This window comes from Flagellimonas marina, from assembly GCF_042651185.1.
Classification (GTDB): Bacteria; Bacteroidota; Bacteroidia; order Flavobacteriales; family Flavobacteriaceae; genus Flagellimonas; species Flagellimonas marina.
Genome location: NZ_JBHSCL010000003.1, coordinates 206861 through 224447 on the forward strand (window position 1 = coordinate 206861; position 17587 = coordinate 224447).

The following is a 17587-nucleotide window of genomic DNA, read 5'->3' on the forward strand; positions in this document are numbered from 1 at the left end:
ATCTTTCTATTACGGGGCGTAAAGTTACAAATTGCCGCGCAGAAATCAGGAGGATTCCTTTGGAAAATCTTTTTGTAGTTTTCTGATGAGCGGTTCCAAGCCTTCATCTTTAATGGTGAGCATGGCGCTAAGATGGTTGCCAAGTTTCCCTTCGGGAAATCCTTTTTGCCTGAACCACACCAGATAAGCCAACGGCAAATCCACCAGATAACGGCCCTTGTATTTGCCAAAAGGCATTTTATAATGGGCCAGTTCCAAAAGTTGTTTCGGGTCGGGTTGCATTTCCATTTGTAGGCCTAATGTACTATCTTTCGCTGAACAATCTATCCCAATAATGAAACGAAGAAATTTTATTGCCACTGCCGCTGCAGGTTCCGCAGGTTTGGCATCGGTATCTGGCTTTGCCAAGGACAACCAATCACAAAAAGATTTTAAACTGAAGCACAACATCAACCATAGCGTTTGTGAATGGTGCTTTAACGATATTCCCTTTGAAGAGTTTTTACAGACCTTGAATGAATTGGGCGTAAAGGCCATTGATTTAATAGGCCCGGATAGATGGCACATCTTGAAAAAATACGATATCCATTGCTCCATGTGCAACGGGGCTGAAATCAGTTTGACCGAGGGATGGAACAACCCCAAATACCACGAACAGCTCATTAAAAATTACACCGAAATCATTCCAAAAGTGGCGGAAGCAGGCTACACCAACCTCATTTGCTTTAGTGGCAACCGCAATGGCATGAACGATTATGTGGGTTTGCAAAACTGTGTGGAGGGGCTTTCACAAATTATGCCCTTGGCCGAAAAGCACGGCGTGGTCATTCAAATGGAGCTTTTTAACCAAGTGAACCACCCTGATTATATGTGCGACAACTCGCTCTGGGGCGTGGAACTCTGTAAACATTTGGGCAGCGAGAACTTTAAATTGTTGTTTGACATTTACCACATGCAGATTCAGGAGGGGGACATTATACGCAGCATACAGAACTACCACCCGTATTTTGGGCACTACCATACCGCTGGGGTTCCCGGCCGGCATGAGATTGATGAGACCCAAGAGCTCTACTACCCCGCGATTATTAAAGCGATTCACGCTACAGGATTTAAGGGGTACGTGGCCCAAGAGTTTATTGTAACCTGGGAGGACAAGATTGGGGCCCTAAAGGATGCTTTTATACGATGTGATGTTTGATTTTGTGCAGGGTTGACAACTCCGTAAAGCACGGACAACATTTTTTATCGCCATAGCTACTTCCTGAAATTCAACTCGAGAAAAGGTATCTTCTTCTGCATAAAATAACATTTCCACAGCCAAATCTAGCCAATTGGCCAAAGTTTCGGGCGTGCCGTAGGTGTCCTCTACAAAATTGGATAGTTCAATGAATGGATTATTGGATGGCATATCGGTTTGTATTGATTCCTATCCGCAAGTTCTCGAATTATTTTGAAAACAGTAGCCTTATATATCGTACCATTTGATTTTGCTACCTTTCAACCTCTAAACCCATCCAACATCATGAGGTCTAACCCCGCATTAATGTTACTCCTTGTCCTTATCTTCTTCCTTATCGGATGTAAAGATACCCCAAAAGAACATGCCGAAACCGCCAAGGCCCGGCCCAACATCCTGTTCATTATGAGCGATGACCATGGCTACCAAGCCATCAGCGCCTATGACAGCACATTGATACGAACCCCAAACATAGACCGATTGGCAAAGGAAGGAATGTTGTTCACCAATGCCTCAGTCACCAACTCCATCTGTGCCCCTTCACGGGCCACCATTTTAACCGGGAAGCATACCCACATCAATGGAAAAATAGACAACCTCTCCCCTTTTGATACCACCCAGGTCACTTTTCCACAACTGTTGCAAAAGGCGGGTTACCAAACGGCCATGTTCGGCAAGTTGCACTTTGGCAACAGTCCCAGGGGGTTTGATGAGTTTATGATTGTACCCGGACAGGGGCGCTACATGAACCCCGACTTTATTACACCCGAGGGCGATACCATCCAAAAAATGGGCTATGCCTCGGATATTATTACTGATATGACCTTGGAATGGCTGGATCAAAAACGGGACCCTGAAAAACCATTCCTAATGATGTATCTGCACAAGGCACCGCACCGACCATGGTGGCCCAAGGCGGACAAGTTCAAAGCCTATCTGGAGAAGGAAATTCCTGAACCCAGCTCGCTTTTTGACGACTATTCAAATCGGGGCACTGCAGCACGGACCGCCGAGATGAATATTTTTAAACACATGATGCTCAGCTATGATTGCAAGGTCTATCCCGAACTTGCCGATGAATTGGGTATGAACACCGACCCCAGGAACACACCGCTTTTCAGTAATGGGGAGGTTGCGCGCCTCACAGAGGAACAACAAGCGGAGTATCTTCCCATTTTAGATGCCATTGCCGAAGATTTCAAGACCAAGTGGCCAAATATGGACGATACCGAAAAGACCCGCTGGAAATACCAACGCTATATGCAGGATTACCTGGCCACTATTGCCTCTGTGGACGACAATGTGGGTCGGGTGCTGGACTATTTGGACGAAACCAATTTGGCCGAGAATACCTTAGTGGTCTATACTTCTGACCAAGGGTTTTATTTGGGCGAGCATGGTTGGTTCGATAAGCGATTCATGTACCAGGAATCTTTTAGGACCCCACTGTTGATTCGTTGGCCCAATACCATAAAACCCGGAATCACTAGTGATGAAATGGTGCAAAACCTAGACTTTGCCCAAACTTTCTTGGAAGCTGGCGGGGCTGCTCTTCCCGATGATATGCAAGGGGAAAGCCTAATGCCCATTTTCACCGGAAATTTAGAGCAGTGGAATAGGGAGAATGTATATTACCACTATTACGAATATCCTGCCGAACATGCTGTAAAAAGGCATTATGGCATGGCCAACAAGCAATATAAGTTGATGCACTTTTACCATGATGTGGATGAATGGGAGCTGTACGACCTCGCCAAAGACCCGCATGAAATGCAAAATGTGTACGATGACCCTGCCTATGCCGAAATTCGGGAGAAGTTAAAAGAGGAATTAATGACCCTTCGGGTGAAGTATAAGGATTCTGAGGAATTGGACCAGAAGTTTATTGATCAATACAACACAAAAAAACAGTAACAAATAGTGGACTGAGTCGTTGTGCCAATAGAAAACAACACATGAACCCATGAGATTACCATTTTTAATTCTTTTTTTCTGTTTTACCATATCTTCCTTTGGACAATCAGCCACCACATTTTCTAGAAAAGCCATATTGGAAGATTTACAAACTTTAAGTGAATCCTTAAAAGATGCCCATTATAACCTCTTTGCCTATACCACGGAAGAAGAGTTTGAAGCTCGCTATCAAAATGTAAAAAACTCGATAAAAAAAGATTCCATCAGCTTGTTGGAAGCAACAACTATTTTTCAGCGATTGATTTCTGTAGTGAACAACGGCCATACCGAAATTGACTTCCCGGGACAATCCTACGGGAATTATGCCTACGGTGGTGGGACCCTATTTCCTTTGGAAATTGCCTTTGAAAATGGAAAATCGTTGGTACGAAAGAATTTTTCGGGTGACGAAAGCATAACTATCGGCTCTGAAATTCTCAGCATAAACGGAATGTCCATGGAAGCTATTTTGTCCAAGATATATCCGCAGATATCCGCAGAAAGACCCTATTTTAAAAATGTGAAGATTGAGCTGTATTCATTTCCTAGGCTGTACTGGCAGGTGTTTGGCAAACAGGACGATTTTGTGGTTGAAATCCGGACCAACGGAAATATAAAGAAGCACACTTTTAAAGCAGTTGACCTAATTGATGGTTATGAGATGAAACGAAATGAGGTACTGAACGCCAAAATGGAACTTAAATATTTTGAGAATTCGGCTTATCTCAACCCCGGAAATTTTAGCGGCGATGAAGCAAAGTATCAACAATTTATCGATTCCGCTTTTACTGCCGTTAAAAAAAAGGCAATCCAAAATATCATCATTGACCTTAGAAACAATGGCGGTGGTAATGATTCATTCAGCGATTATCTGGTTTCCTATATCGCTGATAAGCCTTTTACTTGGAATTCCAGCTTCACACTAAAGACCAGTAAATTTTTAAAAAATCATGTGCGGCAACACAACGATACCACATCGGTCTTTTTCCAAAAAATTCTTTCCCATCAAGATGGTGAGATTTATCCCTATAGTTTTAACTCCTACCAACCTCAACCTAAATCCAAAAGATTTGATGGAAAGGTATACGTGCTGATAAATAGGCAATCCCATTCCCAATCCGCTGTTACCGCAGCCCAAATTCAGGATTATAAATTTGGGACTCTTGTTGGAGAAGAAACAGGCGACTATCCTTCGTTGTATGCATCCCAATTTCAATATAGTCTCCCCAATACGGGTATTCCCGTTAAAGTATCCAAAGGATATATCGTTCGGGTAAATGGAAACACCAAGGCAGAAGGTGTGATTCCAGATGTCTACATCCAAGACCATTTATTGGATGAAACCGATGAAATATTGAACGGTGTAATGGATATGATTGCTAACTAAGTCATTTTTTCAATTTGAGCTAAGTTGAACTTTTTGGACCTGCTTTGAAAAAGCTAGGGCCAAACCATTACAAAGCTGACACATGTTGTATATTTAAATAGCGACAGGTAATATCAACCTTCTGTTAAAGATTCATTTCGAGAACAACATAATTGTCATGCTCCAATCCATAAATCCATATACCCTAAAAGAAGTTTATAGCATAAAAGAATTTTCTTTTGAACAAGCTAAGGCAGCTATTGATACGGCCGATGAATGCTTTAAATCGTGGAGAACACGTTCTTTTTCAAAAAGAAGTGACCATATGCTGGCTGCAGCGGAAGAGCTTAAAAAGAACAAAGAGACCTATGCAGAAGATATTACCTTGGAAATGGGAAAACCCATCAGTCAGTCCATAGCGGAGATTGAAAAATGTGCTTGGGTGTGTGAATATTATGCTGAAAATGCCGAGAGACAGCTGGCAAATAAGTCCATAGAAACGGATGCCTTAGAAAGTTATGTGAGCTATGAGCCCTTGGGAGCGGTCTTGGCCGTTATGCCGTGGAATTATCCCTTTTGGCAGGTGTTCCGTTTTGCTGCGCCTGCTTTAATGGCCGGCAATGTTGGGTTGTTGAAGCATGCCAGTAATGTCATGAAAAGCGCTGCCAATATTGAAAAGGTGTTTTCAAGAGCGGGATTTCCGGAAGGATGCTTTACCAATCTCCCCATCAATAGCGGGATGGTTGAAGACATCATCAAAAACAAAAAAATAAAGGCTGTGACCCTTACCGGAAGTAAACCCGCCGGTAGCGCTGTGGCATCTTTGGCAGGGTCCGAAATCAAAAAATCCGTGTTGGAATTGGGTGGAAGCAATGCACTTGTGGTCTTTGATGATTGCAACATGGAAGAAACCGTTAAAACCTGTATTCAGGCGCGATATCAGAACACGGGCCAAAGCTGCATTGCCGGAAAACGATTGCTATTGCAAAAACCCATTGCGGAAGATTTCACCAAAAAATTTATTGATGCCGTTCGTAAACTCAAAAGTGGTGACCCACTGGACAAAGACACTTACATAGGTCCAATGGCGCGAGTTGACCTTGCCGAAGAACTTGAACAACAATTAAAGCAATCGGTGGAACAAGGCGCAAAAATTCTTGTCGGCGGAAATCGAAAAGACGCCTATTTTGAGCCCACCGTTGCAAGCAATGTATCTGCAAACATGACCATTTTCAAGGAAGAAACCTTCGGTCCTTTGATTGGCATTACCGTTTTTGAAACCGAAGAAGAAGCTGTAAATCTCGTCAACCAAAGTGCATTTGGATTGGGCGTTTCCCTGTTTACCGAGAATTTGGAAACAGCAAAAAGACTCGCACCACAATTTGAGGATGGCGCCGTTTTTGTGAACGAGTTAGTGAAGAGCGACCCTCGATTACCTTTTGGTGGGACTAAAATATCAGGGTATGGACGGGAACTTTCTTCGGATGGCATTCAGGAGTTTGTGAACAAGAAGACCGTCTACATTAAGTAGCCACTTTTTACAAGCGCTTTATTCTTCCATTCGAAGTTCTTGGGCAATTTTTTGGTTCCACTCCATTTGTTTTTTACGGTTCCGGGAAAAGTTGGTCTCCCAATCATATTGCTCTTGATAGTCCTGAAGCTCTTGTAGAATCTCTTGGTAGATTTTTCTGATTTCGGCCTTTACATTATCTGAAAAAGAGGTTTGGTCTAACCGTTCCCGCATTTTTCGGGCAAAAAGTTCGGCAATATCAAAATGAAGTTGTTCGTGGCTCAGCGTATTTTCATCACAAACTTGCGGTTTGTACCACGATTCATTGGGGTAAAAATAAGCGTTCACCTCATAATCCAGTTCCACCTCATGGTGCATCAAATTCGCGGAATAGGTGTAGCTGATACCGCTGGCGGTGGTGGCTGCAGGTACAGCCGCTGGTGGGACTTTCCCCTTAAAATCGGCCCAAGTAAGCCGTAAATTAGGGTCCCAAAGGACACCTTCCTCGATTTCCTGACCAAAACCAAAAAAACCAAGGAACAATAAACATTGTATGGTAATTATCTTACCCAATGAAAATCGATTACTCTTTCAATATCTGGGTGCAAGCTATAGTCCACCGGGCAGGTTCTTGCCGTATTTTCCAAAATCTTACGGTTTTTTTCGGAAACATCTTTTGGAAGTTCCAATTTCACTTCAATTTTAACGATTCGCCTTGGATCAGCGGCCATGTGTTTGGTTACTTCGGCAGTGGAACCGTCTAAATTCACCTCCAGATTTCCAGCTTTTATGCCCATGGTGGTCAACATACAATTGGCCAAACCAGTAGCAACGGTATCCGTGGGTGAAAAGGCTTCACCCTTTCCGTTGTTATCAATTGGAGCATCGGTAATGTATTCATTTCCCGACCGTATATGCACACAGGTGGTGCGTAAATTCCCGTTATAGGTTACTTTTGAGGTCATCCAATTTTACTTCTTTAATTTCTAAATTATTGTACTCCATAATATAGCAAGCCCTATTGAAATACCCCGAGGTCCAGTTGTTGATATAATCAAAACTGTTTCCGGTATATTCAGTAAGGCCAATGATCTTGGAGGTTTCAAATAGGTTGTTCTTGTGTGCGAGCTTCAACAACACATCAAAAGTCACGTCAAATCCACGAACCGCGTAGCGATCAGGTCTTAGGCCATTGAATCTTTTCTGGTACGCCTGTACAAAAGAATCATTGCCCGCTTCCCTGTAAAGAGAGGGGTACGTAAACCTTAAGTTGGATAGATGCGTATTGGATACGGCATCGTCCTCAAAGGCGCTATTATAGCTTGTAGTGAACATGCGGACTCTAATTTGGGTCTCTTTTTCTGATAGAAGACTCGCAGTATTGGCTGAATTTAATATGGAAGTGACACTGGCCACCATATTGGGTTGGTCAGTCTCCAAAAACACCCAATTTTCCTTGTCTTCTGAGAGTCGTACTAAAAACCTGTCTAAGTGCAAGGATTTATTATCGATTACCTTGGCAATCTGCGCCGCAGGAAACTTGCTTAAAATAGAATCGTGCGCCACCTGATGCGTGGAATCAGCGATGATAATTATATTTTGATTCGTATAGATTTTTTCCATGTAGGAAAGCATCTTGCTTCTGAGGACCTCATCCCTAGGCACAGAAAAGAATACATTGGAATGGCTAAACTCACTGTCCGAAGCAATCGGTGCAATGACCGGAATATTCTTGGATGCTGCCTGCACCGCAACTTCATTTAAAGCCGCGGAGGCCACTGGACCAATAATCGCATTGACGCCCTGTAGATTTTCCCGAAAAAGGATTTCTTTCACTTTGGTTTGGCTCAACTCAGTGTCATACGTTTTAACATTTACCGAAATGCCCAATTTTTTGATGGAATCCAAGGCCACCATAGCCCCTGAATAAAAACCAAGACTTAGGGTCAAGTCCCGTCTGGTCTTAATCTGACTTTCGGTTTTTTCCTTGTTGTTAACATCAATCCGGTCCAATCGAAACGGCAACATGAACACCACCTTGGGCTTGTTCTCCACATTGACACTGTCCAAAAGATTGATTTTATCCAAAACCAAGGCATTTTTTACTTCAAGACCTTCCGCCTTTTCCTTTGGCAATTTTAGGACCATTCCCGCTTTAAGTCCATTCTCAAGCGCAGGATTTAATCGGAATAGTTCTTCACGGGTAATTTTTAGGTTTTGGGTCAACCTGAAGATATTTTGCTTGGGTTTTACCTCGTAAAAAATATAGTTGTCAGTATTTACAACCCCGGCTTTGTCTTGTTTTTTAGGAAGCCGAATGACCATCCCTTCTTTTAAACCGCCCAGGGCCATAATTTCAGGGTTTAGCTTAACAATGGAATCTGAAGGTATGCCATATTCCCTACCCAAACTGTACAAGGTCATTTTGGGAGGAACGGTGTACGAAGTGAAAATCTCAACTTTTTGTTCTTTTAAACTGTCACCCTTGGGTCGGGGTAATTTCAATTCGTGGCCAGCAGCAAGATAATTGGTTGTTTTGCTCAAATCTGGATTGAGGATAAGAAGACTGTCCACGGTAATACCATATTTGTGTGCGATGCTCCATCGGGTTTCCTTGGGTTGAACGATATACGTTTCAAAATCCAGCTCACGTTCATCCTCAGGGTCAATCTCTGGATATTTGGGGACCTGCAGAACCATTCCCTTCTTCAAAGGCTCAGAATACAACTGAGTGTTGTACCGTTTCAGTTGCTCTTCGGTAATCTCATATTTCTGGGTAAGTCCAAATAAGGTTTCTTTCCTTCGTACTCTGTGTCGGGTAAATCCAATGGGTTTTGGCTCTTGTTGGACTTCCTCCTTGGGTTTTTCTTTTTCAACGTTGACCGCACCATTCAAAGGAATGATCAAAATAGTGTTTTCCTTTACGTCGGCGGCACTCTTTATTTCCTTGTTCGCCTGAAGTATGCTATACGGAGTAACGCGGTACTTTTGCGAAATACTCTGTAAGGTCTCGCCTTCCTTTACCGCATGTGTTTCATACTTATTTTGTGCAGAAACCGAGATTGAGGCCAACAAAAAGACCACAAAACCCAGTTGTAAAATATACTTTTTCATTCCCATTCTATAGTTGCTGGTGGCTTTGAGCTTATGTCATACACTACTCTATTAACGCCTTTGACCTTATTTATTATATCATTTGAGGTCTTTTGTAGGAATTCGTATGGCAGATTTACCCAATCTGCGGTCATTCCGTCCGTACTTTCAACCGCTCTTAAGGCCACACATTTTTCATACGTTCGTTCATCGCCCATGACCCCTACACTATCTACGGGCAAAAGCATGGCTCCGGCCTGCCAAACCTTATCATAAAGTCCCCATTTTTTTAATCCGTCAATAAAAATAGCGTCCACTTCTTGTAAAATGGCCACTTTTTCTGCGGTAATATCCCCTAAGATACGGATTCCCAAACCAGGTCCGGGAAAAGGGTGTCTCCCCAAAATAAAATCTTCCATACCCATGCTGGCCCCTACTCTTCTCACCTCATCCTTGAACAACATTTTTAGGGGTTCAACAATCTTCAATTTCATATAATCTGGCAATCCGCCTACATTGTGGTGACTTTTAATCACTGCGGATGGACCTCCACTGGCCGAAACGGATTCAATCCGATCGGGATAAATGGTTCCTTGCGCCAACCATTTGGCATTTTCCACTTTATGGGCCTCATCATCAAAAACATTAATAAAGACGCCGCCAATAATCTTACGTTTCTTTTCTGGGTCGGATTCACCTTTTAAGGCGTCCAAAAAACGTGCCGAAGCATCAACACCCTTCACATTGAGTCCCATGTGCTTGTATTGGTCCAGTACACTTCCAAACTCATTTTTTCGAAGCAAACCATTGTTCACAAAAATGCAGTGCAGGTGTTTTCCAATGGCCTTGTGCAGCAACATGGCTGCCACGCTGGAATCAACACCTCCAGAGAGACCCAAAATTACTTTGTCGTCCCCAATCTGTGCCTTAAGTTCATCCACAGTGGTCTCCACAAAGGCATCAGGGGTCCAGTCTTGTTTCAATCCGGCAATGTTCACCAAAAAGTTCTCGAGCAGTTTTTTCCCATCGGTGGTATGGTAGACCTCGGGGTGGAATTGGATTCCGTAGGTATGTTCACCTTCAATCTTGTAGGCTGCATTTTCAACATCATGCGTACTTGCCAGTCGAATTCCGCCCTCGGGCAGTTCCTTAATGGTATCGCTATGGCTCATCCACACTTGGCTGCCTTCAGCCAATCCTTTTAAAAATTCCTCCCCTTGCTTTACAAAAGAGAGATTTGCCCTTCCATACTCGCGTGTTGCTGAAGGTGCTACACTACCTCCATTAAAATGCGATAAATATTGGGCCCCATAACAGATGCCCAACAATGGTTTTTTGCCTTTTATTTCGGATAAATTGGGATGCGGGGCATTGTCTCCCCTCACCGATGATGGGGAACCTGAAAGGATTACAGCCTTATATTCCGAGAGGTCCTCGGGCAGCTTGTTATATGGTTTTATTTCAGAGTAAATATTGAGTTCCCTTACGCGTCTTGCGATCAACTGAGTGTACTGGGAACCAAAATCAAGGATGAGTACGTTGTTCTGCATGGGCAAAAATAGCGATTTGGTTTTTTTAAAAAAGTATCTTTTAAGGGATATTTATGACAAGTTTGTAAACAGCTTATTGTATGTGGATTATAGAAAGTTTTTTAACATCTTTTTTATAGCAAGATCTCATAATCTCCTAACAAAGTGAACAAGTTACATTTTAGCGAATATAACGTTATGTAGTTTTTTTCTTAACACATTTCGTTATTTCTTTGCCATTCATAAACACTAAACCATGATCAAGGGTTTTATCTTCGATTTGGATGGCGTAATTACCGATACGGCTGAACTGCATTATGAAGCTTGGAAGGCATTGGCCGATGAAATGGGCTGGAATTTTGACCGGGAAGTCAATGAAAAACTTAGGGGTATCTCAAGAATGGACTCCATTAAGGTCATTATGCAGCACAACAAGGTCTCTTTAGATGAAAGCACCATTGTTGAATTGGCCACCAAAAAGAACGACCTGTATGTGGCCAGCTTGGATAACGTAACGCCCGAAGATTATCTGCCCGGAGCACGAGAATTATTGACCCATCTTAGAACCGAAGGATTTAGTGTGGCTTTGGGAAGTGCCAGCAAGAATGCTGAAAAAGTGCTACAGCAACTCAACGCAACGGGGTATTTTGATGTTATTGGTGATGGAAACAGCGTTGCAAAAAGTAAACCCGCTCCTGATATTTTCCTGTATGCGGCCGAGAAGTTGCAACTTCCCCCTGCCAATTGTATCGTTTTTGAAGATGCCGAAAAAGGCATTGATGCTGCCAAGGCCGGAGGTTTTCACAGCGTTGGAATAGGTCCAGAGGAACGTGTAGGTCATGCCGATATTCGGTTTAATACCATGAAGGAAGCCACTTTGTTTGAAGTGAAGTCACATTTCAAAGAATTGTTCTAATAAACTTTACAGTTCCCTTTCTTCGACTCAAACTACTCTTATTCATAAAGTTGGGGCAAAATGTCTATTTTTAAGAGGTAATTCAGCCTCCATGAAAACCAGATTCTTTGTCTCAATCTACCTGCTATTCTCTTGCTTTATTCTTCAAGCGCAAAAAGAAGAGAGACTCGATAGCCTTCTAAACGTATATGAAAATCAACCGGACGGGATTGAAAAAATTGAAACGCTGGACCAACTCTATTATGGAACCTTGCATTTAAGAAAACCTGAAGATGTACTGCCTTACGTAAAGGAACAGTTTCAACTTTCAAAAACTTTCAACTATAAAAAAGGAGAAGGTGATGCCCTTTTCAATTATGGCAATTACTATCGTCGTATTTATGCCTTTGATTCGGCCCACTACTATTTTGAACGTTCTGCATCCATTTGGGAAGAGTTGGATGACAATGAGGGTAGATTTAAAACCTTTAACGGCTTAGCCAAGATTGAACAATTACAGGGTAATTTTACCAAATCCTTGGAATTATACGAGAAGGTCATGCAGACCGCCAAAAACATGAAAAGTGGAATTCGTATTGCTGAAACCAATAGGGAAATTGCCACGATTTACATGGATAAAGCGAGTTATGAAATTGGTATAAAATACATGTTGAATGGACTCCGTGGATTGGATTCCCTTAAAAAACCCTACTTAGAAAAACGTGCTGACATGTTGGTTGGTGTTGGAAGGATAGAAAGCCTTAGAGGAAACGATGGGGCCGCCCTGCCCCAACTCATGGAAGGACTCAAAATCTTTGAAAAACAGAAAAATCATCTTTGGCAATGCATCACCCATACCGAAATTGGTTATGCATACCTTGGCCTTGACAAAATTGACAAGAGTATTGAGCATTTCAACAAGAGTCTGGAAATCTCCATTTCTTCGGGTAGAAAAGGTTTTGAAGCCATCTGCTACCACAATTTGGGGTTGGCCAACCGAAAAAAGGGAAACCTTGTTCTAGCGGAAGACTTTCTAACCAAAAGCATTGCACTTGGTAAGACAACGGCCAACAACAATGTGAGTTCCTACAACGAATTGGGCAGTTTGTTTCTAGAGAAAAATCAAATGGCTGATGCTATAAAAAATCATACAAGGGCCATTCATTTGGCTGATTCCATTCAAAGCCTTGCCGAACTCAAGGATGGTTACGAGGGTAGGTCACTTGCCTATGAAAAGAATGGTCAATTTAAAGAAGCATTAGAAGATAAAAAGCACTTCATAAACCTTAACGATTCTATTTTCAATACAACTAAATCCCAGCAAATAGAGGAGCTTCGAACCATTTATGAAACCGAAAAAAAAGAACAGCAAATTGTTCTTCTTGAGCAAGAGGCCAAAGTAAGCCATCTTCAAAAAATGCTTTTGGGAAGCGGATTGGGATTATCTGTATTGGTATTTGGATTTGGATTTTATGGGATTAGGCAGAAATTAAAGCGTAACAAAGCGGAAAGGGAAAAACTTGATGTGGAGCTCGCCTTTAAAAAGAAAGAATTGACCACCCATGCACTACATTTGGCCAAAAAGAACGAAGTTTTAGAGGGACTCAAACAAAAGGCCAAGGAGCTAAAAGAGGGAGAAACCTCCAAAAATGGATACCAACAACTTATCCGCACAATCAATTTTGATTTGCAGGATGATGACAATTGGAAAAACTTTTCCCGCTATTTTGAGCAGGTCCACAAGGATTTTAACAGCAATGTAAAAGCCAAATTCCCGGAAATTACCTCTAACGAGCTTCGGCTTTTAGCACTTTTAAAGATGAACCTCTCCTCCAAAGAAATAGCCAACATTCTCAACATTTCGCAGGAGGGTATTAAAAAAGCCCGTTACCGATTACGTAAAAAATTGAATATCACAACTGAAGACTCTCTACAGGATTTGGTATTGAGTCTTTAATGGGCCCGTTACCCTGTCCACCAAGTGTCCTTTCACTTTTATAAGAGTGTCCACCTTTTGTCCACCCTCATTATTTCATTGCTCAAAATCAGCGATTTAGGTTTGTATTGTCATGTATTTGACACCAGTTTTGTGGTCTTGCTCGGCTAAGGGCTGCAGACCGTTACCGGGCGGGTCACACAAAACAGAATCTTAAAGTTTAACCACAAAACAAAAAGAAGTGATGAAAGCAATCAAGAAATTATTCAGTAGATTTTTGACCCACGTACTGATATTTTCCGCAATAGCCTGTAGCAAAAGTGGAGATGGTGATGACACAACAGACCCAACAGACCCAATTGACCCTTCAACAGCCACCGTTGCAGAAATTGTGGCCAGCGGAGATGAATTTGAAAACTATCCGCCGAATACTACAGAAACAGAAGTTGCGGGTACCGAACAAACAGCAGATGAAGATTATGACAGAAAAGACGAAGGTGAAACCATTGAACAGCGCTGGGTCTGTACCGAGAAAGAAGTGGACATCACCGGAGGAACCCATACTTTTCCACTATACAATACCAATGCTTCAGTGATTTGGCCTGGTAATCTGTTACAAGGTAAAACCTTGGACAATGCCACACCATCTGACATTGTGGTAAAGCGTGCCGGTGGAAAAATCACCTATAATCTGGTCACCGGAAATCCAAAGGCCACGGTAGAGGTGGATGTCATAGACCAAGGAACAGTGCAACAGGCCATGAATGATGTCATAGCACAAAACGGGGAGATCACCCCAGCAAATTTTACCTTAGATGTTGTAGCTATAAATTCCAGGGAGCAATTGGCATTGGAAATGGGTTTAAAGGCATCCTCTCTGACTTCAAAAGTTAGCTCCAACTTTTCATTGAACACTAACTCGGAATACAGCAGTGTTTTGGTAAAATTGACCCAGGCCTATTATACCATGAGTTATGTAAAACCTACAGATCTTGATGAAGTTTTTCATGAAGATGTAACTGCAGAACAATTGGCAAAATTTATTCAACCGAACAACCCAGCAACTTTTATTTCCTCAGTGACTTACGGTCGCATATTTTATATGCTGTATGAATCCACCGCATCAGCCCAGGATATGGAATTTGCCTTGAAAGGTTCGTACAACGCAGTTGCTGGAAAAGTAAGTGGCAATGTAGATATAGAGTCCTTACGGGAATACAATAATTTAAGTGTAAAGGTAATAGCTTATGGAGGGGATTCCGAAGGCACTTTAAACGCCGTAGGTGCAACATTTGGCGGAGAGGATGCCGTTGACAATCTCAAAGATATTGTAGATCGACTTGCTGCGTCCAGTGATATCTCTGGTGGTCTACCTCTATCATACGTGGTGAACAGCTTGGAAGATCCCAGCCAAGTTGTTAGCACGAATTTGGCGACTAAATACACCGTTAAAAATTGTGAATTAAAAGGTATTCTTCCCCCAGGAATATATAGCGATCTTTTAGACCTTTTTGAGGATGGAATCGGAGCCATGGCCAATTTAGGTAACAGTGATGTCCTTGTTTTTAATAAGACAGGAACAAAATATGCATGGTTCAATGGAAATACCCCAGGTATTTTAAGTGATGGCGACAGAAAAATCTTTGACATTAAAGATCCTAATGCCCCTCTAGGAGAACTGGAATTGGAAAGTGTTGGAGCAGCTGTGAAATTTGCGGACAACCTTCAGCCTAGACTTTACATCTTTAGTGGGAACGGATTCAACTTACAAATATTCCAACTTACCAATTATGTAGATAACAATCAGTTGCCAGAAGGGCCCATTGGGACAGCAGGTTCTACCATATTGGTCAATGAAACCTTTGGGGACAGCAACAATTTTTCCTTGGGCACCCAAGGAATAGGAGCTGGAGTAAGCGTTGGAGCTACCTCCATGGCATTTTTCGGACTAGATGGTGACGAATACCAAGTTTACAACTCTGCCAGCGGTGGAAGTTGGACCTCTACAAAGCCATCCAATGAATGGTTTGGGGACCCGCAAAGTATAGAAAACAATGGAGCACTGTTTGATGAAGTTGGGGCGGCCACAAGCTTTACCATCGGAGGTTCCAGTAGAAGGTTCATTTTTGTAAATAAAGAGGGAGATGAAATAAATGAATGGTTTTCCTCGGCAACTGTCGGTCAGGATCGTTTTGAGGGACCTTGGGTGATTAATTAAATTATCTTCTTAAAAATAAAAGCAAAAGCCCCGGGAACCACTCCGGGGCTTTTAAATAAAATCAAAACCAACCTAAACATATGAGTTTACCAACTCAAATATTAATTTTCATAGCAATTTTCATTACTAAAACAGTTGTAAGAAGAAATACCCTACCTCAATTCTAAACTTTTTTTAAAAAAATCGCTTTAAATAACACAAATAACTGATTGTCAGTATTTTAATATGGTGAAATCACCGCTCAATGGATTCAAAGAGTCTAGAAGTGTTGGGATTAGCGCATCTCCCATTTCCAGATAGAGTTCTGAAAAATTAAGCTGCCGCTCCTGTAGTGACTTATTGGGAAAAAGCTCATTTTGGATATCGGTCATGCGGACGACATGATCTTTGAGCTTTCTTTTTTGGGCTTTCAGCAGACGCTTTTCCAATGCATCCAAACCTTTCTTCTGTTTAACTTCTTGGGCCTTTACAGCTCCCAAAAAACTCTTATCGGTTTGCTGCGCCAATTCATAAAGATCTTTGAATTGTTCTTCCAACAATTTTTTCTGGGGTGAAAAATCAATATCGATATTGGAAATATCCCGAATCTTTTTATTGATGAAACTGTGTTGTTTTAAAAAGAGGTGGGAAATTTTCAGATTCAATTTTTCCAACTTTTCAGACTGCTTCTTAGTAATGACCAACACAGAGTTTCGCAACAGCAGCATGGGAAAGGTAACCCCCATCTCCCCGAAATATGATTTCAATTCCAACCAATACGCCAACTCCCCACCTCCTCCAATATAGCAGAGATTAGGCAGAATCACCTCTTGATATAATGGTCGTGCTATTACATTTGGTGAAAATCGCTCTGGATACTTATGCAGTTCATCCTTGAGTTCTTCGGCTGAAAAACTTATTTCGGTGTTGAGGACATGAAACTTCCCATTCTTTTTAACAATGCGTTCGCGAATCTCATCTTTCAAATAAAAATAATTGATTTCCCGTGGATTCACCTGAATGGAATAATCTGATGATACTTCGGACAACTTTGTAATGGATTCTGAGACAGCCTTGTATGGAATATGCTCAATAATGTCTTTTTCTACATAGGGAATCAGTATTTTTTTTAAAGCCTTATCGTCACCATCAACAATGACCAAACCTTCTTTGCCAAATAGAGCATTGGCCAAATAGCGTGTGGCATCGGTCAAGGTAGAATGCTCCAAATACGCTTTTTTAAACAACTTTTTGAGTTCTTCCGCATTTCCGGTATTACCCAGTTCAGGGGACAGCAACTCAAAAACGGCATCAAGTCCTTCAGTACTCAACGCACCAACCGCTCCAGACGCTGAACGATTCCATTGAATTTTTTTTCCGTGAAGGTTGAAATAGTTGATTTCATCAAAATCATGGTCCTCCGTGGCCATCCAATACACCGGCACAAAATGGTTGTCCGGGTATAAATCATTGAGTTGTTTAGCCAAGTTAAGGGTGGATACAATTTTATATAAAAAGTACAAAGGACCCGTGAATAAATTCAATTGATGCCCCGTAACAATAGTAAAAGAATTCTCCTTTTCCAAGGCTGTAATGTTGGCCTGTGTGGATTCGGAAACCTCAAATCCCTTGTATTGTCCCTTCAATGCCTCAACCAAGACCTTTCGGTGTGCGGCAGGATAATTACCCCCTTTCTCCTTAATCTGTTCCTTAAAATTTTCAGCTGAGGGAAATCGGCTATAAAATGGTTTTAGACTTTCCAACTGATCCAAATAGTCGCAAATAAGCTTGGAAAAATAACCGGTTTCTTTAAAGGGTATACAATCTACTTCCATTAACACTGCAATGAGGTGGTCAAAGATAAACCTCTT

The 17587-nt window shown here is 41.9% G+C and carries 14 protein-coding genes; 7 read left to right on the forward strand and 7 right to left on the reverse strand.

The window, feature by feature from the left end; all coding sequences use genetic code 11:
- Positions 1-45: 45 nt before the first annotated feature.
- Positions 46-288 (reverse strand): DUF3820 family protein, encoded by a 243-nt coding sequence (locus tag ACFOWS_RS03380; RefSeq protein ID WP_366587144.1) that lies wholly within the window; start codon positions 286-288, stop codon positions 46-48.
- Positions 289-334: 46 nt separating this feature from the next.
- Between ACFOWS_RS03380 and ACFOWS_RS03385 the strand changes: the two genes are divergently transcribed.
- Positions 335-1198, forward strand: coding sequence for a hydroxypyruvate isomerase family protein (locus tag ACFOWS_RS03385; RefSeq protein ID WP_379762566.1), 864 nt, complete (start codon positions 335-337; stop codon positions 1196-1198).
- On the opposite strand, the gene ACFOWS_RS03390 is transcribed toward ACFOWS_RS03385, so the two are convergent.
- Positions 1166-1408 (reverse strand): hypothetical protein, encoded by a 243-nt coding sequence (locus ACFOWS_RS03390; RefSeq protein ID WP_379762567.1) that lies wholly within the window; start codon positions 1406-1408, stop codon positions 1166-1168. The two genes, ACFOWS_RS03385 and ACFOWS_RS03390, sit on opposite strands and share 33 nt — an antisense overlap.
- Positions 1409-1543: 135 nt before the next feature.
- On the opposite strand from ACFOWS_RS03390, the gene ACFOWS_RS03395 reads away from it, so the two are divergent.
- The 3 genes from ACFOWS_RS03395 to ACFOWS_RS03405 all read left to right on the forward strand — a co-directional run bounded on the left by ACFOWS_RS03395 (position 1544) and on the right by ACFOWS_RS03405 (position 6087).
- Positions 1544-3151 carry a sulfatase family protein gene (locus ACFOWS_RS03395; RefSeq protein ID WP_379762568.1) on the forward strand — a complete coding sequence of 536 codons (1608 nt, stop codon included), beginning with the start codon at positions 1544-1546 and terminating at the stop codon, positions 3149-3151.
- Between the two features lie 49 nt (positions 3152-3200).
- Positions 3201-4577 carry a S41 family peptidase gene (locus ACFOWS_RS03400; protein ID WP_379762569.1) on the forward strand — a complete coding sequence of 459 codons (1377 nt, stop codon included), beginning with the start codon at positions 3201-3203 and terminating at the stop codon, positions 4575-4577.
- Between the two features lie 157 nt (positions 4578-4734).
- Entirely contained in the window at positions 4735-6087 is a 1353-nt protein-coding gene (locus ACFOWS_RS03405) for an NAD-dependent succinate-semialdehyde dehydrogenase (RefSeq protein ID WP_379762570.1), read from the forward strand.
- An 18-nt stretch (positions 6088-6105) separates the two neighbouring features.
- Here ACFOWS_RS03405 and ACFOWS_RS03410 read toward each other — a convergent pair whose 3' ends face one another.
- From ACFOWS_RS03410 to guaA, 4 genes are read right to left on the reverse strand one after another with little or no spacing between them, the layout of a single operon-like run.
- A complete protein-coding gene (locus ACFOWS_RS03410; RefSeq protein ID WP_379762571.1) occupies positions 6106-6639 on the reverse strand; it encodes a DUF922 domain-containing protein in 534 nt (177 codons plus the stop codon).
- Positions 6627-7031, reverse strand: coding sequence for an OsmC family protein (locus tag ACFOWS_RS03415; RefSeq protein WP_379762573.1), 405 nt, complete (start codon positions 7029-7031; stop codon positions 6627-6629). The genes ACFOWS_RS03410 and ACFOWS_RS03415 overlap by 13 nt, the downstream gene beginning before the upstream one ends.
- Positions 7009-9180 carry a LysM peptidoglycan-binding domain-containing protein gene (locus tag ACFOWS_RS03420; RefSeq protein WP_379762574.1) on the reverse strand — a complete coding sequence of 724 codons (2172 nt, stop codon included), beginning with the start codon at positions 9178-9180 and terminating at the stop codon, positions 7009-7011. The genes ACFOWS_RS03415 and ACFOWS_RS03420 overlap by 23 nt, the downstream gene beginning before the upstream one ends.
- Entirely contained in the window at positions 9177-10709 is a 1533-nt protein-coding gene (gene guaA, locus ACFOWS_RS03425; RefSeq protein WP_379762575.1) for a glutamine-hydrolyzing GMP synthase, read from the reverse strand. Before guaA ends, ACFOWS_RS03420 begins: the two co-directional genes overlap by 4 nt.
- 235 nt (positions 10710-10944) lie before the next feature.
- Here guaA and pgmB point away from each other — a divergent pair, with 235 nt between their 5' ends.
- The 3 genes from pgmB (at position 10945) to ACFOWS_RS03440 (ending at position 15737) form a co-directional block, all read left to right on the forward strand.
- On the forward strand, positions 10945-11604 hold the full coding sequence (gene pgmB / locus ACFOWS_RS03430; RefSeq protein WP_379762577.1) for a beta-phosphoglucomutase: 660 nt from the start codon (positions 10945-10947) through the stop codon (positions 11602-11604).
- A gap of 91 nt (positions 11605-11695) precedes the next feature.
- A complete protein-coding gene (locus ACFOWS_RS03435; RefSeq protein ID WP_379762578.1) occupies positions 11696-13540 on the forward strand; it encodes a tetratricopeptide repeat protein in 1845 nt (614 codons plus the stop codon).
- 223 nt (positions 13541-13763) lie between these two features.
- The gene (locus ACFOWS_RS03440) at positions 13764-15737 is read left to right on the forward strand and encodes a thiol-activated cytolysin family protein (RefSeq protein ID WP_379762579.1); all 1974 of its coding nucleotides are present in this window, start codon (positions 13764-13766) and stop codon (positions 15735-15737) included.
- Between the two features lie 212 nt (positions 15738-15949).
- On the opposite strand, the gene bshC is transcribed toward ACFOWS_RS03440, so the two are convergent.
- Positions 15950-17551, reverse strand: coding sequence for a bacillithiol biosynthesis cysteine-adding enzyme BshC (bshC, locus tag ACFOWS_RS03445; protein WP_379762581.1), 1602 nt, complete (start codon positions 17549-17551; stop codon positions 15950-15952).
- Positions 17552-17587: the final 36 nt, after the last annotated feature.